This is a genomic window from Lampropedia hyalina DSM 16112 (genome assembly GCF_900129055.1).
Taxonomy (GTDB): domain Bacteria; phylum Pseudomonadota; class Gammaproteobacteria; order Burkholderiales; family Burkholderiaceae_C; genus Lampropedia; species Lampropedia hyalina.
In genome coordinates this window covers 25,431-47,265 of the sequence record NZ_FQUZ01000005.1, presented here as the reverse complement: position 1 = coordinate 47,265, position 21,835 = coordinate 25,431, and the positions used below count along the sequence as shown (strand labels likewise).

Annotated in this window: 19 protein-coding genes; 10 read left to right on the top strand and 9 right to left on the bottom strand. The window is 63.6% G+C overall.

Annotation, left to right across the window (positions count from 1 at the left end):
• Positions 1–2: 2 nt before the first annotated feature.
• Genes BUE21_RS03000 through BUE21_RS02990 form a run of 3 tightly spaced genes read right to left on the bottom strand, consistent with a single transcriptional unit; the run spans position 3 to position 3,561 of the window.
• Positions 3–482, bottom strand: a complete 480-nt coding sequence (locus tag BUE21_RS03000) for a phosphate-starvation-inducible protein PsiE (RefSeq protein ID WP_073354549.1) — start codon at positions 480–482, stop codon at positions 3–5.
• Entirely contained in the window at positions 479–2,080 is a 1,602-nt protein-coding gene (locus BUE21_RS02995; RefSeq protein WP_073354546.1) for a DUF3482 domain-containing protein, read from the bottom strand. The genes BUE21_RS03000 and BUE21_RS02995 overlap by 4 nt, the downstream gene beginning before the upstream one ends.
• 38 nt (positions 2,081–2,118) lie before the next feature.
• Positions 2,119–3,561 (bottom strand): DUF2868 domain-containing protein, encoded by a 1,443-nt coding sequence (locus tag BUE21_RS02990; protein ID WP_073354544.1) that lies wholly within the window; start codon positions 3,559–3,561, stop codon positions 2,119–2,121.
• A gap of 131 nt (positions 3,562–3,692) precedes the next feature.
• On the opposite strand from BUE21_RS02990, the gene folE reads away from it, so the two are divergent.
• From folE to BUE21_RS02960, 6 genes are all read left to right on the top strand, one after another.
• Positions 3,693–4,424: a GTP cyclohydrolase I gene (folE, locus tag BUE21_RS02985; RefSeq protein WP_073354543.1), complete on the top strand. Its 732-nt coding sequence runs from the start codon at positions 3,693–3,695 to the stop codon at positions 4,422–4,424.
• Positions 4,425–4,428: 4 nt separating this feature from the next.
• Complete coding sequence (locus BUE21_RS02980; protein WP_073354541.1) at positions 4,429–4,848, top strand: BLUF domain-containing protein; 420 nt, start codon at positions 4,429–4,431, stop codon at positions 4,846–4,848.
• Between the two features lie 357 nt (positions 4,849–5,205).
• Positions 5,206–6,015 carry a MetQ/NlpA family ABC transporter substrate-binding protein gene (locus tag BUE21_RS02975; protein ID WP_073354539.1) on the top strand — a complete coding sequence of 270 codons (810 nt, stop codon included), beginning with the start codon at positions 5,206–5,208 and terminating at the stop codon, positions 6,013–6,015.
• Between the two features lie 83 nt (positions 6,016–6,098).
• Positions 6,099–7,283, top strand: a complete 1,185-nt coding sequence (locus tag BUE21_RS02970) for a methionine ABC transporter ATP-binding protein (protein ID WP_084522751.1) — start codon at positions 6,099–6,101, stop codon at positions 7,281–7,283.
• Positions 7,255–7,917: a methionine ABC transporter permease gene (locus tag BUE21_RS02965; protein ID WP_073354537.1), complete on the top strand. Its 663-nt coding sequence runs from the start codon at positions 7,255–7,257 to the stop codon at positions 7,915–7,917. Before BUE21_RS02970 ends, BUE21_RS02965 begins: the two co-directional genes overlap by 29 nt.
• A gap of 233 nt (positions 7,918–8,150) precedes the next feature.
• Positions 8,151–10,526, top strand: coding sequence for a Tex family protein (locus BUE21_RS02960; protein ID WP_073354535.1), 2,376 nt, complete (start codon positions 8,151–8,153; stop codon positions 10,524–10,526).
• Between the two features lie 27 nt (positions 10,527–10,553).
• Here BUE21_RS02960 and BUE21_RS02955 read toward each other — a convergent pair whose 3' ends face one another.
• The 3 genes from BUE21_RS02955 to exaC form a co-directional block, all read right to left on the bottom strand.
• Complete coding sequence (locus tag BUE21_RS02955) at positions 10,554–10,934, bottom strand: DUF779 domain-containing protein (RefSeq protein WP_073354680.1); 381 nt, start codon at positions 10,932–10,934, stop codon at positions 10,554–10,556.
• A 398-nt stretch (positions 10,935–11,332) separates the two neighbouring features.
• Complete coding sequence (gene adhP / locus BUE21_RS02950; protein ID WP_073354533.1) at positions 11,333–12,367, bottom strand: alcohol dehydrogenase AdhP; 1,035 nt, start codon at positions 12,365–12,367, stop codon at positions 11,333–11,335.
• A 45-nt stretch (positions 12,368–12,412) separates the two neighbouring features.
• A complete protein-coding gene (gene exaC, locus BUE21_RS02945; protein ID WP_073354531.1) occupies positions 12,413–13,936 on the bottom strand; it encodes an acetaldehyde dehydrogenase ExaC in 1,524 nt (507 codons plus the stop codon).
• A 389-nt stretch (positions 13,937–14,325) separates the two neighbouring features.
• On the opposite strand from exaC, the gene BUE21_RS02940 reads away from it, so the two are divergent.
• Complete coding sequence (locus tag BUE21_RS02940) at positions 14,326–16,455, top strand: sigma-54-dependent Fis family transcriptional regulator (RefSeq protein WP_200796680.1); 2,130 nt, start codon at positions 14,326–14,328, stop codon at positions 16,453–16,455.
• A 24-nt stretch (positions 16,456–16,479) separates the two neighbouring features.
• On the opposite strand, the gene BUE21_RS02935 is transcribed toward BUE21_RS02940, so the two are convergent.
• The 3 genes from BUE21_RS02935 to BUE21_RS02925 form a co-directional block, all read right to left on the bottom strand.
• Entirely contained in the window at positions 16,480–16,770 is a 291-nt protein-coding gene (locus BUE21_RS02935; RefSeq protein WP_073354529.1) for a hypothetical protein, read from the bottom strand.
• A gap of 98 nt (positions 16,771–16,868) precedes the next feature.
• Positions 16,869–17,615: a LytR/AlgR family response regulator transcription factor gene (locus tag BUE21_RS02930; protein WP_073354526.1), complete on the bottom strand. Its 747-nt coding sequence runs from the start codon at positions 17,613–17,615 to the stop codon at positions 16,869–16,871.
• A complete protein-coding gene (locus BUE21_RS02925) occupies positions 17,612–18,643 on the bottom strand; it encodes a sensor histidine kinase (protein WP_073354525.1) in 1,032 nt (343 codons plus the stop codon). The genes BUE21_RS02930 and BUE21_RS02925 overlap by 4 nt, the downstream gene beginning before the upstream one ends.
• A gap of 92 nt (positions 18,644–18,735) precedes the next feature.
• Here BUE21_RS02925 and argH point away from each other — a divergent pair, with 92 nt between their 5' ends.
• The 3 genes from argH to thiE all read left to right on the top strand — a co-directional run bounded on the left by argH (position 18,736) and on the right by thiE (position 21,824).
• Positions 18,736–20,211 carry an argininosuccinate lyase gene (argH, locus tag BUE21_RS02920; RefSeq protein ID WP_073354523.1) on the top strand — a complete coding sequence of 492 codons (1,476 nt, stop codon included), beginning with the start codon at positions 18,736–18,738 and terminating at the stop codon, positions 20,209–20,211.
• A 107-nt stretch (positions 20,212–20,318) separates the two neighbouring features.
• Positions 20,319–21,128 (top strand): hydroxyethylthiazole kinase, encoded by an 810-nt coding sequence (gene thiM / locus BUE21_RS02915; protein WP_073354521.1) that lies wholly within the window; start codon positions 20,319–20,321, stop codon positions 21,126–21,128.
• Positions 21,129–21,155: 27 nt separating this feature from the next.
• Entirely contained in the window at positions 21,156–21,824 is a 669-nt protein-coding gene (gene thiE / locus BUE21_RS02910; protein ID WP_234971031.1) for a thiamine phosphate synthase, read from the top strand.
• Positions 21,825–21,835 lie beyond the last annotated feature (11 nt).

The following is a 21,835-nucleotide window of genomic DNA, read 5'->3' as shown; positions in this document are numbered from 1 at the left end:
TTCTATGGCTCGGCCCGCTCCGGGTCATCCGTGGCGTTGGCTCCCTGTGGGGTATTGCTCGATGGGAAACGCGATGAAGCGTAGCGCACCACCAGTACCGCCAAGGCCAGCAGCAGGATGGCTGCCGAGATGTACACGGCTCCCATGTCCGGGCGGTGGTGGTGCGAGACATCCGAGATCAGGTAGCGTGTCAGTGCCGTGATGCCCACATAGATCAGGAAGCGCACGGGCATGTGGTTGGTCTTGAAGTAGATGCCCACCATCGCCCCCAGCTCCAGGTAGATGAACAGCAGCAGAATGTCATCGACCGTGATGGTGCCTTGGTGCAGCATCTCCCAGCAGGTGAGTGCGCCCGCCCAGGCGGTGACGGCTCCGATGGCGAACAGGCCGATGTAGTGGAAGGTTTCCACCAGCAGGTTGCCGAGAATATTGGCGTTGTCGTGGAGTTTTTCCCGCAGTTTTTCCAGTGTCTGGGTGTTCATGGCTGTGGCTCCTGGGGTTCGGGGCTGGAGGAAGCTGCAAGTGATGGCACTTGGGCATCGGGGTAGAGGGTGTGCAGCACTTGCTGCATGGTGTCCTGAAGCTGAAGGGCCAGCCGTTGCGGCAGGGATGGAATCAGGGATTTCCCTGATTCTGCCGCAGAAGAAGCAAGCTCTGTGCCGTGAACATCGGCGATTTCGGCAGGCAGTGTGTGCTGCTGCTGAATGTCTGTCCAGAGGCTGTGCCACTGCGCCTGTTGGGCTGCTAGGCTGGAATCGATGGCGGCCTGCCAGTGCTGTGGGGCTTCCGAGTTGCTAAAGCTGCCTCTGCCCCGGCCAAAGTGGGCGATGGCCAGATACTGCAACAGGCAGGACTTGAGCACCTGATCGAGAAATTCCGGCGAGAGTTGCACCTGATGGCCTTGCGGGGTGCGGGCCTGATTCAGCCCCCAGGAGAGGCCCGCAAAGCCGAGTGCCCCCGCTACCGCACCCAGCACCGCGCCGGCCCCCAGGCTGAGGCCACCGGTGGCCAGATCGGCTCCTGCGCCGGTGGCCGCGCCACTGGCAATCGCCCCCCACAGGCTGGCCTTGGCCACGTCCAGGGGCTGGGTGATCTGGAAGTGTTCGCGCAATTGCTGCTGGATTTGCGCGCCGGATTGGCCATCCAGCCCGTGCAGGTGCAGCAGCCGTGCGGTGCTGGACTGGCCGTGGCGGTGCAGGGTTTGCATGATCTGCTGCATGGCCTGTTCTTCGGCCTGTTGGCGTGCTCCATCCGGCAGTCCTGCCAGCCGTTTGAGTTGCTGCCAGCCGCTGGCTGTCGGGGTGGTCAGTTGCATCTGCTGAGTGGCAGCCAGCCAGAGCTGTTCGGCCAGAATCTCCAGGCTGGCGTGCAGCCGCTCCAGGTTGCGCTGTTCCCAGGCCTGCATGATGGCTTGCCAGGCGGCCTGTTTGCTTTTGTCGATGACTTCGCCCACCGCGCGGAACAGCACCTGCTCATGCACCCAGCTTCGGGTGAAGGCATCGAGCACCAGCACCTGCCGTACCGCCGCATGGGTTTGCATGGCCTGCTGCCAGCGCAGCAGGTCTTGCCGGGCCTGTTGTGGGGTCTGGTGCGCCCCTACCTGATTGAGCAGCACGATGACGGGTTTGGCCAGCCAGTGGACGATGCCCATTTCCGCCTCCAGATAACCGGCATCTTCGGGGTTTTCGGCGGCATTGACGAGGTAGAGCACGATGTCGGCATGGTCGCGTGCGGCGCGCATGGCACGCTGGCTCATCCAGAAGGGCTTGTCACGCCAGCGATCCCAGATGTGGCTGAGAAACCAGCCCAGCGGGTTGCCCTGCTGGGCCAGCCGCTGTTGCAGCCGCACCGAATCGCCAAAGCCGGGCGTGTCCCACAGTTGCAGGCGGTGGCCTGCGTCGGTCTCCAGCAGCAGGTACGAATCGGCGGAGTCGGTGACGTGGGCTGCATCGCGGATGTCGCCCACGTCCTGCCCCAGCAGAGTGCGCGCCAGACTGGTCTTGCCGATGTTGGTATGCGAGATCAGGCACCACTGCACGGTGACGGCAGGGCTTGGGGGCGTGGATGTGGAGTCGGGCATGGCGGTCGGTCGGGTCAGGGGTGCAGGAAAAAAATGGATCAACCGTCCACGCGCTGGGCTTCCAGCCCGTATTCGTGCGCGAATTGTTGCCACAGGCGCAGGCGTTCGGCCAGCCGCAACTGGCCATCGGCGGTGCTGCCGATGCGCTGGGCGTAGTCATGCCCCAGCAGCCAGACGGCCTTGGCCCCGGTGCCGCTGGATTCGTTCAACCGCCGCATGGCCTTGCCGTGGTTTTCCGGTTCGGGCGTGGCGGCCAGATTGAACAGCAGGGTGCGCAGCGTGGGGGCCTGCCCGTCCGGGGCAGGCGTAGGGCTGAACGCTTCTTCCTTGCCGTAGGTGATGGGCGCGGTCAGTTCATATTGCGCGGCCGCTCCATAGACGCGCCGCACATGCGCTGATACGGCTTCACGCCGGGCCTCGTCCATGGGCAGGTGATAGGGGTGTACCACGACGGTGGTGGCTTCGCTGCCCAGATCGCGCAGCAGTTGCTGGAAGTAGGGGGTGTTCAGCGGCAGTTCCATGTGGTCGCGTCCCCAGCGCAGGCGTGCCAGGCAGACGGCGGCCAGCACGGTGCGCGGCACGATTACCAGTGTGGCCAGCAGCACGCTGTAGATTTGCACCCAGCGCAATCCGGCATGTTCGTCGCTCTGTGGCCAGGTCTGGAGTTGCTGCACCTGTTCCAGCGTCCACGGAGCCAGCCCCAGCAGCCATTGCGCAGGCAGGCTTAGCCCATTGAGCAGGGCATGGACTTGAGCGGCATGTAGAAACGTGCTTTCCCAACCCACGCGGTAGGCGGTGAACAGGCCGGTGAACCAGAGCGAGGCCAGCACACCCAGCGACAGCGCGGCAGCACCCAGGTGCAGGCTCGCTTGCAGGCGCAGCCCTTGCAGTGGGCGCACATGCGGCTGCCAGTCTGCCCAGAAGCGGTGGGCAATGGCTTTCTCGGCGGCCTTGTCTGCATGTGAATTCCAGGAGGGGCGTAACAGCCAGCCCGACAGGCCCGTTGGGAGGAGGGACGTTGCATCCGCGTGGGCCGTGTTTTGGGCACTCTTGCGCCGCAGCGGCCCAGACAGCAGCCACAGGTAGGCCAGCACGTTCCACAGCACAATCAACAGAAACGGCGCAGACAGCAGGTTGATGCGATACGGATCGGCAATGCGGTCGCCCGCAAAACCCAGCAGCAGTGCAGCCAGCGGAAACACCCAGAGCCACAGGCTGGTGTTGGACTGGCGGTGCAGCAGGCGTTTCAGGTCGGGGGCCTTGCGCCATGCCTGCTCCAGCAGCAGCCCGGCGCGGCGTTCCAGCAGGGCCTGCCGGTGTGCCGGGTCGCTCTTGCCGTGTGTGCCGGTGCGAATCTGGTACAGCGCGTTGCGCGTGGCGGCCTCGCCTGCCTGCGCGTCCAGCAAGGCGGTTTCGGGGGGCTGGGTTTCGATGGCCTTGGCCAGCAAAATTCTTTGAATGTCTTCCTGCTTCAGCTTCATGGCGTGGATGGTGGATGGGGTGCGGTCGCATGGAGTTTGCACCAGGGCGCAAGGCTCTGTGGTTCAGGGCAGGGCTTGCGAAGATCTTCCCCAGCCCTGTCAGGGTCTGCGTTCGCTGCTACCATTCATCCATGACGCAAACCAACCTGTCCCCCCATTCCACGACCGACGTGGCTGCCGACGATGAAGGCGTGCCTGTTTCGGCCAAGATTCGTGAACGCCTGACGGCGCAGCAACGCCGCTTTTTTGCCAACGACAATATAGCCGATGTCATCCGCCCCGGTGAGCTGGACGCTTTGCTGGACGAGGTCGAGGAGAAAATGCAGGCGGTGCTGGAGAGCATGGTGATCGATACCGAGGCCGACCACAACACCCGCAGCACCGCGCGGCGCGTGGCAAAAATGTACCTTCAGGAAGTGTTCCGGGGTCGTTACACCGCCCCCCCTGCCATTACCGAGTTTCCCAATGCCGAGCATCTGAATGAACTGATGATCGTTGGCCCCATCACGGTGCGCAGTGCTTGCAGCCACCACCTCTGCCCGGTCATGGGCAAAATATGGATTGGTGTGCTGCCCAACCAGAACACCAACGTTATCGGCCTGTCCAAATACGCCCGGCTGGTCGATTGGGTCATGGGAAGGCCGCAGATTCAGGAAGAGGCCGTGGTGCAACTGGCAGACCTCATCATGGAAAAAACCCGCCCCGACGGACTGGCCATCGTCATGCAGGCCAGCCATTTCTGCATGTCCTGGCGCGGGGTCAAGGAGATGAACAGCAAAATGCTCAATTCGGTCATGCGCGGCGTGTTCCTCAAGGATCCCAGCCTGCGCCGTGAATTCCTCGCCCTCATTCCAAAGGACTGACCCGATGCTGGTGCAATTGGTTTTTGCCAGTGTGGCAACGCAACCCTGTTCCCAGACCCAGGAAGCGATTCTGCAACAGGCCCGCAAACACAATGCCGACAGTGCCATCACCGGCGCGCTCTGCTATGGCTATGGCATTTACCTGGGAGCGATGGAGGGCGAGCGCAGCCAGATCAACCGCATCTACGCCGAAGTGTTGCGCGACGAACGACATGCCCATGCGCAACTGCTGTATTTTTCCGAGATCAGCGAGCGCACATTCGCCCACTGGCCCCTGGGGCGCGTGAACCTGGAAAGCCTCAACCCCTCGGCCATTCTCAAGTACATTCCGCAGTGGCCGCCCCAGCCGGAACACTGGACGGCGGTTTCCGCATTGGCGTTTCTCAAGGACATGGTCGCCAGTGCCAGTGTGGTGGCCCGGTAACGGTCTATGGCAGGGTTGCGGGAAGGGGGAAGGCTTTTTATGGTATTTATTGCCATGTAAAGCTATTTCAAATAACTTTATTGCATAAACAAATGCGATAAAAGTTGTTGAGTTTTTTGCAGTGCAGCACTGTAATAAGCCCCCTTAGAACGAATGCCGCTTACTTAACGCCGTCATTCCGGCGAAGGCCGCAATCCAGTGACGACATGGAGAAAAAACACATTCGTTTCTCTTGGTTTGCTTTCTCACTGGATTCCGGGTCAAGCCCGGAATGACGTGAAACAGGTTCTTATCGCTTTGCCCGAATCGCCGATGTGATTCGCTCTCTTTTTTGAAAATTTTCAGGAGCCATACACCATGTCCAAGACATTCAAGCACTGGATTGCTGCGGCTGCCACCGCGCTGGTGCTGCTTCCCGCCCATGCCGCCGACAAATTGCGCATCGGCGTGACCCCCGGAGCCTTTGCGGACTCGATTGCCGCTGCCGTGGCCGATGCCAAGCAGCAGGGCATTGACGTGCAGGTGGTGGAATTCACCGACTGGACTACGCCCAATGTGGCACTCGATGCCCGCGACATCGACCTGAACTACTTCCAGCACCGCGCCTTCCTCGATAACGCCGTCAAGGACCGTGGCTACAAGCTCAAGGACGTGGGGCTGGGCGTGCTGCCCAACATCGGCCTGTATTCGCTGCGCCACAAAAGCTTCGACGACATTCCCAAGGGCGGCAAGGTCGCCATTGCGAACGACCCCATCAACCAGGGGCGTGGCCTGGCTCTGCTGCAAACAGCGGGCCTCATCAAGCTGCGCGACGGTGTAGGCTCCAATGGAACCGTGGATGACGTGGTGGAAAACCCACGCAAGCTGAGCTTTGTGGAAGTGGAAGGCCCGCAACTGGCGCGCATCACCAACGATGTGGATCTGGCGCAGGGCTACCCGCATTTCATCGTCGCCTCCAAGGCGTTCGATGCCGGTTCCGCGCTGCTGTACACCGGCATCGATGACATCCAGTTTGCACTGCGTTTCGTGGCACACGAAAGCCGTGCCGAAGACCCGGTGGTGCAGAAGTTCGTGCAGCTCTACCAGAACTCGGACGCAGTCAAGGCACAGATCCACAAGTCCTATGCCAGCGACGCCAAACTCTACACCCTGCCCTGGAAGCAGTAAGAACGTGTTTACGATCTCAGCGGCGTTCCTGAACACCGCACAACCCAGACTTCCGTGATTACCGCGAAAAAGGAATTTTCTGCATGAGCCATTCGTCTGCATTGCGCACGACAGCTCCTTCCGCCCCGACTGCAACAACGCAAGCATCATCTGCCGCCGTGGCATCACCGGCAGGTGGCACGGCAGCCCAGAATGCGGTCGGGTCGGTGCGTTTCGAGAAGGTTGCCAAGGTCTATCAATCTTCCGCCGGGCCGGTCTATGCCTTGCACGACATCAGCCTGGAGATTCCGGCGGGCAGCATCTTTGGCATCATCGGCCGCAGTGGCGCGGGCAAGTCCAGCCTGCTGCGCACCATCAACCGGCTGGAAAAACCCACTTCCGGTCGGGTGGTGGTCGATGGCATCGACATCGGCCAGCTCAACGAACGCGATCTGGTGGCCCTGCGTCGGCGCATCGGCATGATTTTTCAGCACTTCAACCTGCTGTCGGCCAAGACCGTGTACGACAACGTGGCCCTGCCGCTGAAAGTGGCCGGAGCCAGTGCGGCGCAGATCGACCAGCGCGTGAAGGAATTGCTGGCCCTGGTGGGCTTGCAGGACAAGCACAACACCTATCCATCGCGCCTGTCGGGTGGGCAGAAGCAGCGCGTGGGCATTGCGCGGGCACTGGCCACCGCGCCGGAAATCCTGCTCTGCGACGAAGCCACCTCGGCACTCGACCCGGAAACCACCCAATCCATTCTGCAACTGCTGCGCGACATCAACCGGCGGCTGGGCATCACCGTCATCCTCATCACACACGAGATGAGCGTCATCCGCGAAATCGCCGATCGGGTGTTGGTGCTGGAGAAGGGCAGCATTGCCGAACTGGACGAAGTCTGGAAAGTCTTTGGCGCGCCCCGGCACGAAGCCACCAAGGCCCTGCTGGCCCCCTTGCAGCACGGCCTGCCCGATGACTTGCAGCAACGCCTGCAAACCACACAGCCCAGCGCGGCAGTGGCGCACGAACAGATCGTGCAACTCTCCTATACCGGCGAAGCCTCGCTGGAGCCGGACTTTGTCCGCATCGCCCATGCCTTCCCCGCCCGCACGCGGCTGGTGCATGGCGGCGTGGATCGCATCCAGGGACACGCCCACGGCCGCTTGCTGCTGGCTGTGCCCGGCACGGCCAGCCTGCCGGAATTTTCCACACTCACCCAAGGCCCCCAGGCCATTGCACACCAGATCGAGGTAATCGGCTATGTCACTGACGCTCTCCATACCGCTTGAACGCTATTGGCAGGCACTGGCCGATACGCTGATGATGGTGGGCGTGTCGGGCAGCATTGCCTTTATCGCGGGCATTCCGCTGGCCATTTCGCTCATCGTCACCGCGCCCGGTGGCTTTCTGGAGTCGCCTGCCTTCAACCGCATCGTCGGCGGCATCGTCAATGGCTTTCGTGCCACGCCCTTCATCGTGCTGCTGGTCGCGCTGATCCCGTTCACCCGCCTGGTTGCAGGAACCACCATCGGTGTGTGGGCGGCCATCGTGCCGCTGGCCATCAGTGCCACGCCATTCTTTGCCCGCATTGCCGAAGTGAGCCTGCGCGAAGTCGATGCCGGCCTGATTGAGGCCGCCCAGGCCATGGGGTGCAAGAAATGGGACATCGTGCGCCATGTGTACCTGCCCGAAGCCCTGCCCGGCATCGTCGGCGGCTTCACCATCACGCTGGTGGCCCTCATCAGCTCCTCGGCCATGGCCGGAGCCGTGGGCGCAGGCGGACTGGGCGATCTGGCCATCCGCTACGGCTACCAGCGATTCGACACCCAGGTGATGGTCATCGTCATCGCCGTACTGGTGGCACTGGTCACCGTGGTGCAGTTTGCCGGTGATCGCTACGTCCGCTGGCTCAAAAGCCGCTGAGCCTTGCCGCTCCCTTACTGAAACCCCTGCCAGACACCATCCGTCTGGCAGGGGTTTCGCGTTGCCATGGTGTCGATGGATTTGCAGGCCCGATACGCCCCCGCACGAATGTGGCACACTCGGGAAGGTCTGCAAAACCGTTGCGCCGCCCGCATCCCGCCACTGGGCGCATCGCCGCGTTGGATTTTGCAGACCTTCCCTCGCTGCTTTTACCATTTTTGCCCAGACGCTCCATGACCCTTGTCTTCGATGCCGTAACAACCGCCCACCAGATCAACCAGACCATTGCCCGTGAACTGGGCGTGGCCGACCGGCAGGTGGAAGCTGCCGTGGCCCTGTTGGGGCAGGGGGCGACCGTGCCCTTCATTGCCCGCTACCGCAAGGAGGCCACCGGCGGGCTGGACGATGCGCAACTGCGCACGCTGGACGAACGCCTGGCTTATCTGCGTGAGCTGGAAGACCGCCGCGCCACCATCTGCCGCAGCATCGAGGAGCAGGGCAAGCTCACTCCCGTTTTGCAGGCCGGCCTGTTGCAGGCCAGCACCAAGCAGGAACTGGAAGACCTGTATCTGCCCTACAAACCCAAACGCCGCACCAAGGCCCAGATTGCGCGTGAGGCCGGGCTGGAGCCGCTGGCCGATGCCCTGTTTGGTGCGCCCGAAGGCGATCCGCAGCAGGTGGCGCAGGCTTTCGTCAAACCGGAGAAGGGCGAAGACGGCAGCGACTTCACCACCGTACCTGCCGTGCTGGATGGCGCACGCGACATCCTCGCCGAACGCTGGGCCGAAGACAGCACGCTGGTGCAGTCCATGCGCCAGTGGCTGTGGGACACTGGTGTGCTGGTCAGCCGCCTGACCGACGGCAAGAACCCCGACGATGCCGAAGTGGCCAAGTTCAAGGATTATTTCGAGTACGACGAGCCGGTGCACACGGTGCCGTCGCATCGCGCATTGGCGGTGTTTCGCGGGCGGGCGCAGGATTTGCTGAATGTGCGGCTGGCGCAGGAAGTGGAGCCGGAGCCTGGCAAACCCAGCCTCGCCGAAGGCCGGATTGCCAACCATCTGGGCTGGAGCCACCGCCAGCGTCCTGCCGATGACTGGATTCGCCGCGCCGTGGCCTGGACCTGGCGCGTCAAGCTCGGCCTCTCGCTGGAGCGCGATCTGTTCGGCAGGCTGCGTGAAGCCGCCGAAGCTGTGGCCATCAAGGTGTTTGCCGACAATCTGCGCGATCTGCTGCTGGCCGCGCCTGCCGGGGCGCACACCGTCATGGGGCTGGATCCCGGCATCCGCACCGGTGTGAAGGTAGCCGTGGTGGATGCCACCGGCAAACTGCTGGAGACGGCCACGGTCTATCCGCACGAGCCGCGCCGCGACTGGCAGGGCGCATTGCACACGCTGGCCACGCTGTGCGCCCGCCACAAGGTGGCTCTGGTGGCGATTGGCAATGGCACGGCCAGCCGCGAGACCGACAGGCTGGCCGCCGAACTCATCAAGCTGCTGGGCGACAAGGCCGCACATGCCATGCAGAAAGTGGTGGTCAGCGAGGCGGGGGCGTCCGTCTATTCCGCCAGTGCCTATGCCAGCGAGGAAATGCCTGATGTCGATGTCAGTCTGCGCGGAGCCGCATCGATTGCGCGCCGCTTGCAAGACCCGCTGGCAGAGTTGGTGAAGATCGATCCCAAGTCCATCGGTGTCGGCCAGTACCAGCACGACGTGAACCAGAGTGAGCTGGCACGCACGCTGGATGCCGTGGTGGAAGACTGCGTGAACGGCGTGGGAGTGGACTTGAACACCGCCAGTGCGCCATTGCTCTCGCGCGTGTCCGGGCTGTCGGGCACGGTGGCCAAGTCGGTGGTGCGCTGGCGCGAGGAGCACGGCGCATTCCGCAGCCGCAAGGAACTGCTCAAGGTGGTGGGCCTGGGGCCCAAGGCATTCGAGCAGAGCGCGGGCTTTCTGCGCATTCGCGGTGGCGACAATCCGCTGGACATGACCGGCGTGCACCCCGAAACCTATCCGGTGGTGCAGGCGATCTTGCAGACCACCGGCCAGAGCGTGGCGCAGCTCATGGGCAACACCACGTTGCTGCAAAGCCTCCAGCCCGAACAATTCGCCCGTGATGGCTTCGGGGCCATTACCGTGAAAGATATTCTGGGCGAACTGGAAAAACCGGGCCGCGACCCGCGCCCGGACTTCGTGGTGGCACGCTTCAACGAAGGTGTGGAAGACATTGCCGATCTGAAGCCCGACATGGTGCTGGAAGGCACGGTGAGCAATGTGGCGCAGTTTGGCGCGTTCGTCGATCTGGGCGTACACCAGGATGGGCTGGTACACGTCAGCCAGTTGAGCCACCGCTTCGTGAACGATGCGCGCGAAGTGGTCAAGACCGGGCAGGTGGTGAAGGTGAAGGTGCTGGAAGTCGATGTGCCGCGCAAGCGCATCAGCCTCACGATGAAGCTTGACACCCGCGCTGCCGACCATGCCAGCAGCCGCACGGGCCGTTTTGAGGCAGCGGGACGCAATACCCGCTCTGCCGCGAAGGGCGCGGCGACCACACCGACGCAATCGGCCATGCAGTCGGCCTTTGCGAAGTTGCAGCAGCGCAAGCCGTGAGCGGTTGGAGCCTGGGTTCTGATGGTTCTATGGCCGGGTGGGCGCAGGCTCCTGCGCCAGCTCGGCCCGTTCGGCTTCGCTGAATACGCGCGAGCGCGTGTGGAAGGCTTTGCCGGTGCCGCCTTCCAGCGAGAACGTGCCACCGCTGCCGTCGATGGCATCAATGATGAGCTGGGTGTGCTTCCAGGTGTCGTACTGGCTGGTGCTGATGTAGAACGGGCAGCCGCCGATGTCGCCCAGGTACACGTCACCCTGGCCGATGGTCAGTTCGCCCAGCAGGTAGCAGTTGGCCGCGCTGTTGTCGCAGCAACCGCCCGACTGGTGGAACATCAGTCCGGGGCCGTGCTGGGCCTTGAGCTGTTCGATCAGCTCCAGTGCGGCAGGGGTGGCAATGACTTTTTCAACCATGATGGCCTCCTGTGGGTGGAAAAAAACAGCGTACAGGCACCGAGGGAAGGTCTGCAAAACCCGTTGCGCCGCCCGCATCCCGCCACTGGGCGCATCGCTGCGTTGGCTTTTGCGGTCAATAGCCCCGCTATTGACCGCAAAATCCGCCTTGCGCTGCATCCCACTGGCGGGCGCGGGCTTACCGCAAGAGTTTGGCAGACCTTCCCGAGGAGTTTCTGCCACAGTGTCTGCCCCCATAAGAACGTAAACACGTTCTAAGAACAGGGCAGCACGGTCTGGCGGCGGAGCCTGTACGCGGTCAAAAGCACTTTCCCAAGTGCCAGGAGATTGCGGATCGTCATTCAAGAGGCCGCCATTGCCTGCCCATGCAGGGGCGGGCGATGGCGGGGCAGGCCGTATCAGGCGGCCTGGGCGATGTCCAGCACGATGCGGCCTTCGATCTGGCCCTTGTGCATGCGCTCGAACACGTCGTTGATGTTCTCCAGCTTGTCGGCCTTGACGGTGGCCTTGACCTTGCCCTGCGCTGCGAATTCCAGCGATTCCTGCAAGTCCAGGCGCGTGCCGACGATGGAGCCGCGCACCGTGATGCCCTTGAGCACCATGCTGAAGATGGGCAGCGGGAAGTCGCCGGGAGGCAGGCCGTTGAGCGAGATGGTGCCACCACGGCGCACGGTGCCGATGGCCTGCTCAAAGGCTTTTTCCGAGACGGCCGTCACCAGGATGCCGTGTACTCCGCCCACTTCCTTTTGCAGGTAGTCTGCCGGATTGTGCTGGCGGGCATTGACCACCACGCTGGCCCCCAGACGCTTGGCAAGGTCGAGCTTGGCATCGTCCACGTCGATGGCCGCCACGTTGAAGCCCATGGCCTTGGCGTATTGCACGGCCACATGTCCCAGCCCGCCGATGCCGGAAATGGCCACCCAGTCACCTGCCTTGGCGTTGAGCACCTTCAGGCCCTTGTACACGGTGACACCGGCGCACAGGATGGGGGCGATTTCGATGGGATCGACCCCGGCAGGAATGTGCCCGACGTACTTGGGGTCGGCCAGCGCGTATTCCGCAAAGCTGCCATTGACCGAGTAACCGGTGTTCTGCTGCGATTCGCACAGGGTTTCCCAGCTTCCCAGACAGTGCACGCAGTAGCCGCAGGCGGTGTGCAGCCATGGGATGCCCACGACATCGCCCACCTTCACGTTGCGCACGTTCTTGCCCGCTGCCACTACGGTGCCCACGCCTTCGTGGCCGGGAATGAAGGGCGGGTTGGGCTTGACCGGCCAGTCGCCTTCGGCTGCGTGCAGGTCGGTGTGGCACACCCCGGTGGCAATGATCTTGACCAGAATCTGGTCGTCATTGGGGGTGGGGATGGGCACTTCCTCGATGGTCAGTGGCTTGCCGAATTCGCGCACCACGGCGGCTTTCATGGTCTGTGTCATCTTTGTCTCCTTGTGGCAGGTTGTGTGAAGGGATGAGGGGGTTCCTCAGAAGAAGCCCAGCTTGCTTTCGCTGTAGCTCACCAGCAGGTTCTTGGTTTGCTGGTAGTGGTTGAGCATCATGAGGTGGTTCTCCCGCCCGATGCCCGACTCCTTGTAGCCACCGAAGGCGGCGTGTGCCGGATAGTGGTGGTAGCAGTTCGTCCAGACGCGCCCGGCCTTGATGGCGCGGCCCAGGCGGAATGCCTGGTTGCCGTTGCGGCTCCACACGCCTGCGCCCAGGCCGTAGAGGGTGTCGTTGGCAATGGCCAGGGCTTCGGCTTCGTCCTTGAAGGTGGTGACGGCCAGCACCGGGCCGAAGATTTCCTCCTGGAAGATGCGCATCTTGTTGTGGCCCTTGAACAGCGTGGGCTGCACATAGAAGCCCTGATCCAGCTCGTTGCCGAACCGGGCCTGTGCGCCGCCAATCAGCACTTCTGCGCCTTCCTGCTGGCCCAGGTCGAGGTAGGAGAGAATCTTGGTGAGCTGTTCGTTGGAGGCTTGCGCGCCGATCTGCGTTTCGGTATCCAGCGGATTGCCCTGCTTGATGGCTGCCACGCGCGGCAGCACGCGCTCGATGAAGCGGTCGTAGATGGATTCCTGAATCAGTGCGCGCGATGGGCAGGTGCAGACTTCGCCCTGGTTGAACGCGAACAGCACCAGCCCTTCGATGGCCTTGTCGAGGTAGCCGTCGTCGGCATCCAGCACGCTTTCAAAGAAGATGTTGGGGGACTTGCCGCCCAGCTCCAGTGTGGCCGGAATCAGGTTGTTGGCGGCGGCCTGGGCAATCACCCGCCCGGTGCTGGTGGAGCCGGTGAAGGCGATCTTGGCAATGCGCTTGCTGGTGGCCAGCGGCACACCGGCTTCACGGCCAAAGCCATTGACGATGTTTAGCACGCCCGGTGGCAGCAGGTCCTGAATCAACTCCACCAGAATCAGCAGGCTGATGGGGGTTTGCTCGGCGGGCTTGAGCACCACGGTGTTGCCGGCGGCCAGTGCCGGGGCCAACTTCCAGGCGGCCATCAGGATCGGAAAGTTCCACGGGATGATCTGCCCGACCACGCCCAGCGGCTCGTGGAAATGGTAGGCGTAGGTTTGTGCGTCGATCTCGCTGATGCCGCCTTCCTGGGCGCGGATGGCCCCGGCAAAGTAGCGGAAGTGGTCGATGGTCAGCGGAATGTCGGCATTGAGCGTTTCGCGGATGGGCTTGCCGTTGTCCACGGTCTCGGCCCATGCAATCGTTTCCAGGTGCTGCTCGATGCGGTCGGCAATCTTCAGCAGCACGTTGGCGCGTTCCGTGGGCGAGGCCTGTCCCCACTTGTCGGCGGCTGCGTGTGCGGCATCCAGTGCCAGCTCGATGTCTTCGGCGGTGGAGCGGGCTGCCTGGGTATAGACCGCGCCGGTGGTGGGCGTGAGCACATCAAAATACTGTCCCTTGACCGGGGCGACCCATTTGCCGCCAATGAAGTTGTCGTAGCGGGCCTTGTAGGCCACTTTGGCACCGTCGGTGCCGGGTGCTGCATATACTGCCATGTTGGTCTCCTTGATCGTTGTAGGGGATAAGAACCGGCCAGAGGGTGCAGTCTGCTGCGCCGGTTGCCTGAAGACAATCAAGTTGCGTGCCAACTTGGGGTGATATGCAAGTATTTGATTTTGAATAAGTAAAAATGGAGATGAGGATTGCCGTTGGGCGGGGTGTTGCAGAGTGGAACACTGTGGTGTCACAGCCTGAGACGGTGGCGCGTACTGGTTGTGACAGTGTCTGGCCTCGATGGCAAGGCTTGGGCGAACAAGGGGTTAGTGCCGTGGCGGCATCGTGGGCAGGCTCCCTATAATCGGCCTGAATCAGTCGCAGAACTGTCATCAAACCACAAGCCATCAGCCATAAGCCGCAGGCAGCCACAGCGGCACGGAGACACCCAATGGGCCATCATGTTGCAACCGAGCAGGTGATACGAATCGCACGCAGGCATCTGCTGGAATTTGGCGAATGCCTGCCCGGCATGTTGCAGGAGCCGTTGGCGCAGTCTTGGCAGCGCAGTCTGGGTGCCGGTCTGCAACCCATCCATACTGCCCGTGTCCCCGAGCCATTGAGCCTGGCCGAGTTGCGTCAGGTGCGCGACCAGAACCATGACCTGCTGGCACACGCCCAGCCCGTGATGGACTACCTGGGCGAGCAGATCAGCCAGAGCCACAGCATGATGGTGCTGGCCGACCGCGACTGCACCCTGCTGCATACACTGGGTGCTCCCACCTTTCTGGAAAAAGCCCAGCGCGTGGCCCTCAGTCCGGGGGCCAGTTGGCACGAGCACAGCCGGGGCACCAACGCCGTTGGGCTGGCCCTGGCCGAGCAGAAGCCCATCCGCGTTCACGGTGGGGAGCATTTTCTGGAGCGCAATGGCTTTCTGCACTGTGTGGCCGCACCCATTCTGTCGGCGCGGGGTGCGGTGGTCGGCATTCTGGACATTTCCGGCGACACCGGGCAGGATCACGCCCACGCGCTGGGGCTGGTGCGCATGGCGGCCCGCATGATCGAGAACCGCTGGATCGCATCGGACTTCCGCCACCACATCCGTCTGCACCTGCACCCCCAGCCGCAGGGGCTGGACACCGTGGCCGAAGGCATTGTGGTGGCTTCGGTCGAAGGCATTCTCATGGGGGCCAACCCGGAAGCCATGCGCATGCTGGGGCTGGAGCGAAGCGATCTGGACTGCCTGCACCTGAGCCATCTGTTCGAGCTGCCGTGGCCGCGCCTTCTGGAGCAGCTTCAGCACCAGCAGGGCAACACACTGCGTCTGCGGCACGAGAACGGTCAGTTCTTTCATGCGCGCCTGCGTGGCAGCAAGGTGGCGAATCCGCCAGCGGTCTGGCATGCGGCTTCCACCACGGCCTCGAGTGCACGGCGGGCAGCAGGCAGTGCCGGAGCATCCACGCACAGCATCCCTCCCCTGCCGCCACACAGACCAGCAGGGGATGCACTTGAACTGCTGGACACCGGCGACAGCCGCTGGCATCTGGCAGCGCAGAAAACGCGGCGCGTGCTGGACAAACCGATTGCCCTGCTGATTCAGGGCGAGTCCGGCTCCGGCAAGGAATTGTTCGCCCGCGCTGCGCATGAAAGCGGCCCGCGCAAGGGCCAGGCGTTCGTCGCCATCAACTGCGCGGCCATTCCCGAAAGCCTCATTGAAGCCGAACTGTTCGGCTACGCGCCGGGGGCCTTCAGTGGTGCGCGCCGCGAGGGCAGCCCCGGCCTGTTGCGGCAGGCGCATGGGGGCACGCTGTTTCTGGACGAGATTGGCGACATGCCACTGGCCATGCAGGCGCGGTTGTTGCGGGTGTTGCAGGAACGCCAGGTCACGCCGCTGGGCGGCGGGCGGCCCGTCGAGGTAGACTTCGCGCTCATCTCCGCCACCCATTGCCAGCTCAAGGATGCTGTGGCACGCGGCCAGTTTCGTGGCGACCTGTACTACCGGCTCAATGGCCTGACCGTGCAGTTGCCCGCCCTGCGCGAGCGCGATGATTTCGGGCTGCTGTGCGCCAAGATTCTCGAACATGCCTGCCCCCGGCAGCCTCCGGCAGTGCAGCCAGCCTTGTTGCAAGCCTTGCAGGGCTACCATTGGCCGGGCAATCTGCGCCAGCTCAACAGCGTGCTGCAAACCGCCTGCGCCATGCTGGAGCCGGGCGAAACCTGCATCGACTGGCAGCATCTGGCCGACGATGTGCTGTATGAACTGCGCCGCCCGCCACGCGCATTGCAGCCGCCTGTGGGGGACTGCGAGCCGATCAGTGGCACAACCGCCGCAGCGGTTGGCAGCGGCCACTGCGCCATTCATTGCACCTGTGATGCCCCTGCCGCAACGACCACTGCGGCCACTGCGGCAACTGCTTTTGCCTCACGTCCGCTGGTGCAGGACTTGCAGAGCCTTTCCCAACAGGCCATCGTGCAGGCCCTGCAACGCACTCAGGGCAATATGAGCGAGGCCGCGCGGCAATTGGGCATCAGCCGCCAGACCCTGTACCGCCGCCTGAAGTCCCGCAGCCGCGTGGCATAGGGAAGGTCGGCACTCACCATCCGGTCAGTGGCCTGCGCGCCGCTTCTCGATTTCCGTGATGGTGGCGACGACGAATTCCGCAGTGCGGGTGCTGCCGTGGAGCTGGGACGAGCGTTCCACCAACTGGAAGGCCAGCACCAGCAGGCCGCGCATCTTGTCGAAAGCTTCGGGATTGCCCTGGCGCAATGCCGCATCGCCGTCGATGACCGCGTCCAGCACGGCCGGGTTGCTCAGGTCGATCCGGCACAGCGTGGACAGCCAGGAGACCTGATGGGCAATGGCGTGGTAGTTTTCGATGCAGTGGTAGATCAACATGGGCGTGAAAAAATCGGTGGAGTGGGCGAATCTCAATGATGACATGCCCTAAGGGTTTATACCATCGTGCGCAATCCCTGTTGCCAATGGGGCGGATGTCAGGGCGTGCGCTCCTGAATGGCCGCACGCACGGCAGGCAGTTGCCGTCGCGAAACGCTCAGGCATTCTTCGGTGCCGTGCAGGCTCAGCAGCCAGGTGTCGTTGCCATCGACAGTGCGATGCAGTGCGCGCAGGGCCTGCCGGGTCGCCAGTGCATTGCGGTGGATGCGCAGGAAAAGCTGGGGGTGGGCCGCTTCCAGCTCATTGAGCGAGCCATCGTACAGATAGGCTTTGTGGGGCGTGTGAATGCTGACGTATTTTTGCTCTGCCTTGCAGAACAGCACGCTGTCGAGTGCGACCCGTTCGGTGCCCCCATGCTGGTGCACGGGGATGAAGTGCTGTCCGGTAGGGGCGCGGGCCGAAGGGCGTTGTGCCACACCGCGCAGCAGCGCGGCCCGTTGCAGGGCCTGTTGCAGCCGCTCCAGCCGCACGGGTTTGGTCAGGTAATCGGCGGCGGCCAGATCGAATGCCTGCACGGCAAAATCGGGGTCGGCGGTGACGAATACCACCACGGGCGCGTGGTCGCTGTCGCGCAGTTGCCGTGCCAGCCCCACGCCATTCATGCCGGGCATGTGGATGTCCAGCAGCAGGATGTCCACCGGATCGCTGGCCGATTGGCGCAGCCGCTCCAGCACCTGCTCTGCCGAGACGGCTTCATGCAGGCGGGTGATGCCGGAGCATTGTTCCAGCAGGTGGCGCAGGCGTTTGCGTGCCAGGGCCTCGTCGTCAGCGAGCAGGATATTCATGGCTTGGGGCTTCGGGGGGTGGGTCGAACAGGCAGGCTGAAGGCAACTTCAAACAGGCCGTTTCTGCTGCGTGTCTGCAATTCGGTTTCCAGGTCGTGCAACAGGCGCAGCCGGGTGCGTACATTGTGCAGTGCCATGCCGTGGCCACCGGAGCGGGCCGCAGCAGGTGTGGCTGGCAGGCTGTTGCTGATGCGCACATGCACGCGTGTGCCTTTGCGCCGCACCAGCACATGCACGGTTCCCCCATCGGGGCTGGGTTCGATGCCATGCCGGATGGCGTTTTCCACCAGCGGTTGCAGCAGCAGCGGCGGTACGCTGGCGGTCAGTGCATCTTCGTCCAGGCTCCAGGCCACGCGCAACCGCTCGCCAAAGCGGATCTGTTCGATGCCCAGATATTGGCGGGCAATTTGCACTTCTTCGCCCAGCGTGGATTGGTTGCGGCCACCATCGCGCAGGGCGTGGCGGAACAGGTCGCTGAGGTCTTCCAGCACCCGCTCGGCCTGGGCCGGGTCTTCGCCCACCAGGGCAATGGCGGTATTGAGGGTGTTGAACAGAAAGTGCGGGCGGATGCGCGCTTGCAGTTCGGCCAGCCGGGCTGTGGTTTCGGCGGGCAACTGCGCGCGCTGGCGCAGGGCCAGCATGTTCACCAGCAGGGCTGCCAGTGCCACGCCGGCCAGCGCGCTGGCCAGCCAGCTCAGGGGTTGCACCGGCTGGGCAATGATGGCCTGGTACAGGGCGCAGGCCATCAGCCCGCATGCCAGCCCCAGAGCCAGCCCTACGCTCCATTGCAGTGGCGGGTGCAGCCGGTGCAGGGGCCGCTTCAGGGCGCAGGCCAGCAGCAGCCAGGCCAGCAGGGCAGGCAGGGCGGTTGCGGTGTGCAGGGCGAAGCGGCCCAGCCAGTCGTCCAGATCGGTACTGCCGAACAGGCCAGCCAGCCCCACGGTGGCCTGCACCAGGGCGATGGCACGCAGCACCACGCCGATCTGGCAGGCATCGAACAGCAGGGAGCGGGCGGGAGAAAGTGTCATGGGTGGCAGAGGGATGACGGCCAGATTGCCGCAGGCGAGTGGGGCAGGGGGCTAGAATCCAGCCTTTTGATTCTCTTATTATCCCTTCGCGCATGTCCGACCATCACGCTTCTTCCCCGTCCGCCAACCAACTCGACAGCAAGGCCCAGGGCTGGTCCGCCCTGTTCACCGAGCCGATGAGCGATCTGGTCAAACGCTACACATCCAGCGTTTTCTTCGATCAGCGGCTGTGGCAGGCCGACATTGCGGGCAGCCGTGCCCATGCGCAGATGCTGCACAGCGTGGGCATTCTGTCGGCACAGGACGAGGCCGACATCCAGCATGGTCTGTCGCAGATTACCCAGGAGATCGAGGCCGGGCAGTTCGAGTGGAAGCTTGATCTGGAAGACGTGCACCTGAACATCGAGGCACGCCTGACCCAGCTCATTGGCGATGCGGGCAAACGCCTGCACACCGGCCGCAGCCGCAACGACCAGGTGGCCACCGATGTGCGGCTGTGGTTGCGCGGCGAGATCGACGGCATCATTGGCCTGTTGCGGCAGGTGCAGACCGCGCTGGTGGACGTGGCCGAGCAGAACGTCGAGGTCATCCTGCCCGGCTTCACCCACTTGCAGGTGGCGCAGCCGGTGAGCTTTGCCCACCACCTGCTGGCCTATGTGGAGATGTTTGGCCGCGACGTGCAGCGCATGCAGGACGTGCGCCGCCGCACCAATGTGCTGCCGCTGGGTTCGGCCGCGCTGGCGGGAACCAGCTACCCGCTGGACCGGGCGCAGGTGGCGCGGATTCTGGGCATGGTGGACGCGCAGGGCGAGCCACAAATCTGCCAGAACAGCCTCGATGCCGTCAGTGACCGCGACTTTGCCATCGAATTCGCCGCTGCCGCCGCGCTGGTGATGGTGCACGTCAGCCGCCTGTCGGAAGAGCTGATTGTCTGGATGAGCCAGAACTTCGCCTTCATCCGCATTGCCGACCGCTTCACCACCGGCAGCTCCATCATGCCGCAAAAGAAAAACCCCGACGTGCCGGAACTGGCGCGGGGCAAGAGCGGGCGCGTGATCGGGCATCTGATGGGCCTGATTACCCTGATGAAGGGCCAGCCGCTGGCCTACAACAAGGACAACCAGGAAGACAAGGAGCCGCTGTTCGACACCGTCGATACACTGCGCGATACCTTGCGTATCTTCGCCGAAATGATTGGCGGCCAGCCCAATGCACAGACCGGCCAGAAGGAGGGCGGCATCACCGTCCATGCCGAAGCCATGCAGCAGGCGGCATTGCGCGGCTATGCCACCGCCACCGATCTGGCCGATTACCTCGTCAAGAAAGGACTGCCATTCCGCGATGCCCACGAAACCGTGGCACATGCGGTGCGCATTGCCATCGAGCAGGGGGTGGACTTGAGCGAACTGGCTCTGGCCGATCTGCAAAAATTCAACCCGGCCATCGAGGCCGATGTCTTCGAGGTGCTGTCGCTGCACGGCTCGCTGCATGCCCGCAACACCCTGGGCGGCACGGCTCCGGCGCAGGTGCGTGCGCAGATTGCCCGCCACCGCGCAGCCCTGGCCTGATTTCCATTGACCGTGACACGGGGTGCCTTACCGGATGCGTCATCTGGTAAAGCTGAGAGCAGACCCGTTGAACCTGATCTATCTCGCACTAGCGAAGGGATTGTCACATGACAACAAACACCTATCTCGACCACGCCACAGCGGCACTCACGCAATTGCGCCAGCAGGTTCCGCTGGTGCACTGCATCACCAACAACGTCGTCACCAACTTCACCGCCAACGCGCTGCTGGCATTGGGAGCGACCCCGGCCATGACGGACATTCCGGGCGAGGCTGGACTTTTTGCGCAGATGGCATCGTGCCTGCTGGTCAATCTGGGCACTCCCACACCGGTGCAGGCCGAAGCTGCGCTGGAAGCGGCACAGGCGGCCCGTGCTGCCGGTACGCCCTGGGTGCTGGACCCGGTGGCCGTGGGTGTTCTGCCCATTCGCACGGCACTGGCGCGGCAACTGCTGGAGTTGCGCCCCGACATCATCCGGGGCAACCCCTCGGAAATTCTCGCACTGGCCGGACAGGGGCAGGGTGGCCGGGGTGTGGATGCCACCCACTCGGTGGCACAGGCCGAGCAGGCTGCTATGGCACTCGCGCAACAGTACGGCAGTGTGGTGGCGGTATCCGGGGCCGTGGACTTTCTCACCGATGGCCAGCGGCAGGTGCGTCTGGCCAATGGCACACCCTTGCTGACCCGTGTGACCGGCGGTGGCTGCGCGCTGGGCGCGGTGCTGGCGGCCTTTGCCGCGCTGCACGAAGACCGGCTGGCCAGCAGCGTGGCAGCGGTGCTGGTTTACACGGTAGCCGCGCAGATGGCCGCCGCACAGGCAGACCGCCCCGGCAGCTTTGCCGTGCAGTTTCTCGATGCACTTGCCAGCGTGCAAGCCTCGCATCTGCGCCAGTGGGCGGACATCCGCGTCGCCTGAAGTCGTTTCTCACCCATGCTCCACACCATGACCATGCCTGCCCGTTCTCCACTGGATTTGTCCCTCTACCTCGTCACCGATACCGCCAAGTGCCAGCGTGCGGGGCGCAGTGTGCTGCACACCGTGCAGCAGGCCGTGGCCGGGGGCGTGACCACCGTGCAGGTGCGCGAAAAAACTGCCACTGCGCGGGATTTTCTGGAACTGGTGCTGGCTCTGGCCCAGCAGCTGCCTGCCCATGTCACGCTGCTGGTGAACGACCGCGTGGACGTGTATCTGGCCGCACGGGCGCAGGGCGCGCGGGTGCATGGCGTGCATGTGGGGCAGTCGGAATTTCCGGTGCCGGTGGTGCGGCAACTGGTGGGCGAACAGGCCATCGTCGGCCTGACGGCAGACAGCGATTCGGAACTGCTGATTGCTAACCAATATGCGGCATGGCTGGACTATGTGGGCATCGGCCCGCTGCACGCCACCGCTTCCAAGGCCGATGCCTACGCCCCGCTGGGGCATGAAGCCTGGGCACGCCTGCGCCAGCAGACGCACCTGCCCGCTGTGGCCATTGGCGGCATCACTGTGGCCGATGTGCCGCGTCTGCGCCAGAGCGGGGCCGATGGCGTGGCGGTGATTGGTGCGATTTGCGCCGCAACCGATGCGCAGCAGGCCGCCCGCGAACTGGCGAGTGCCTGGCATGGCGCATGACTTGGTCTTCT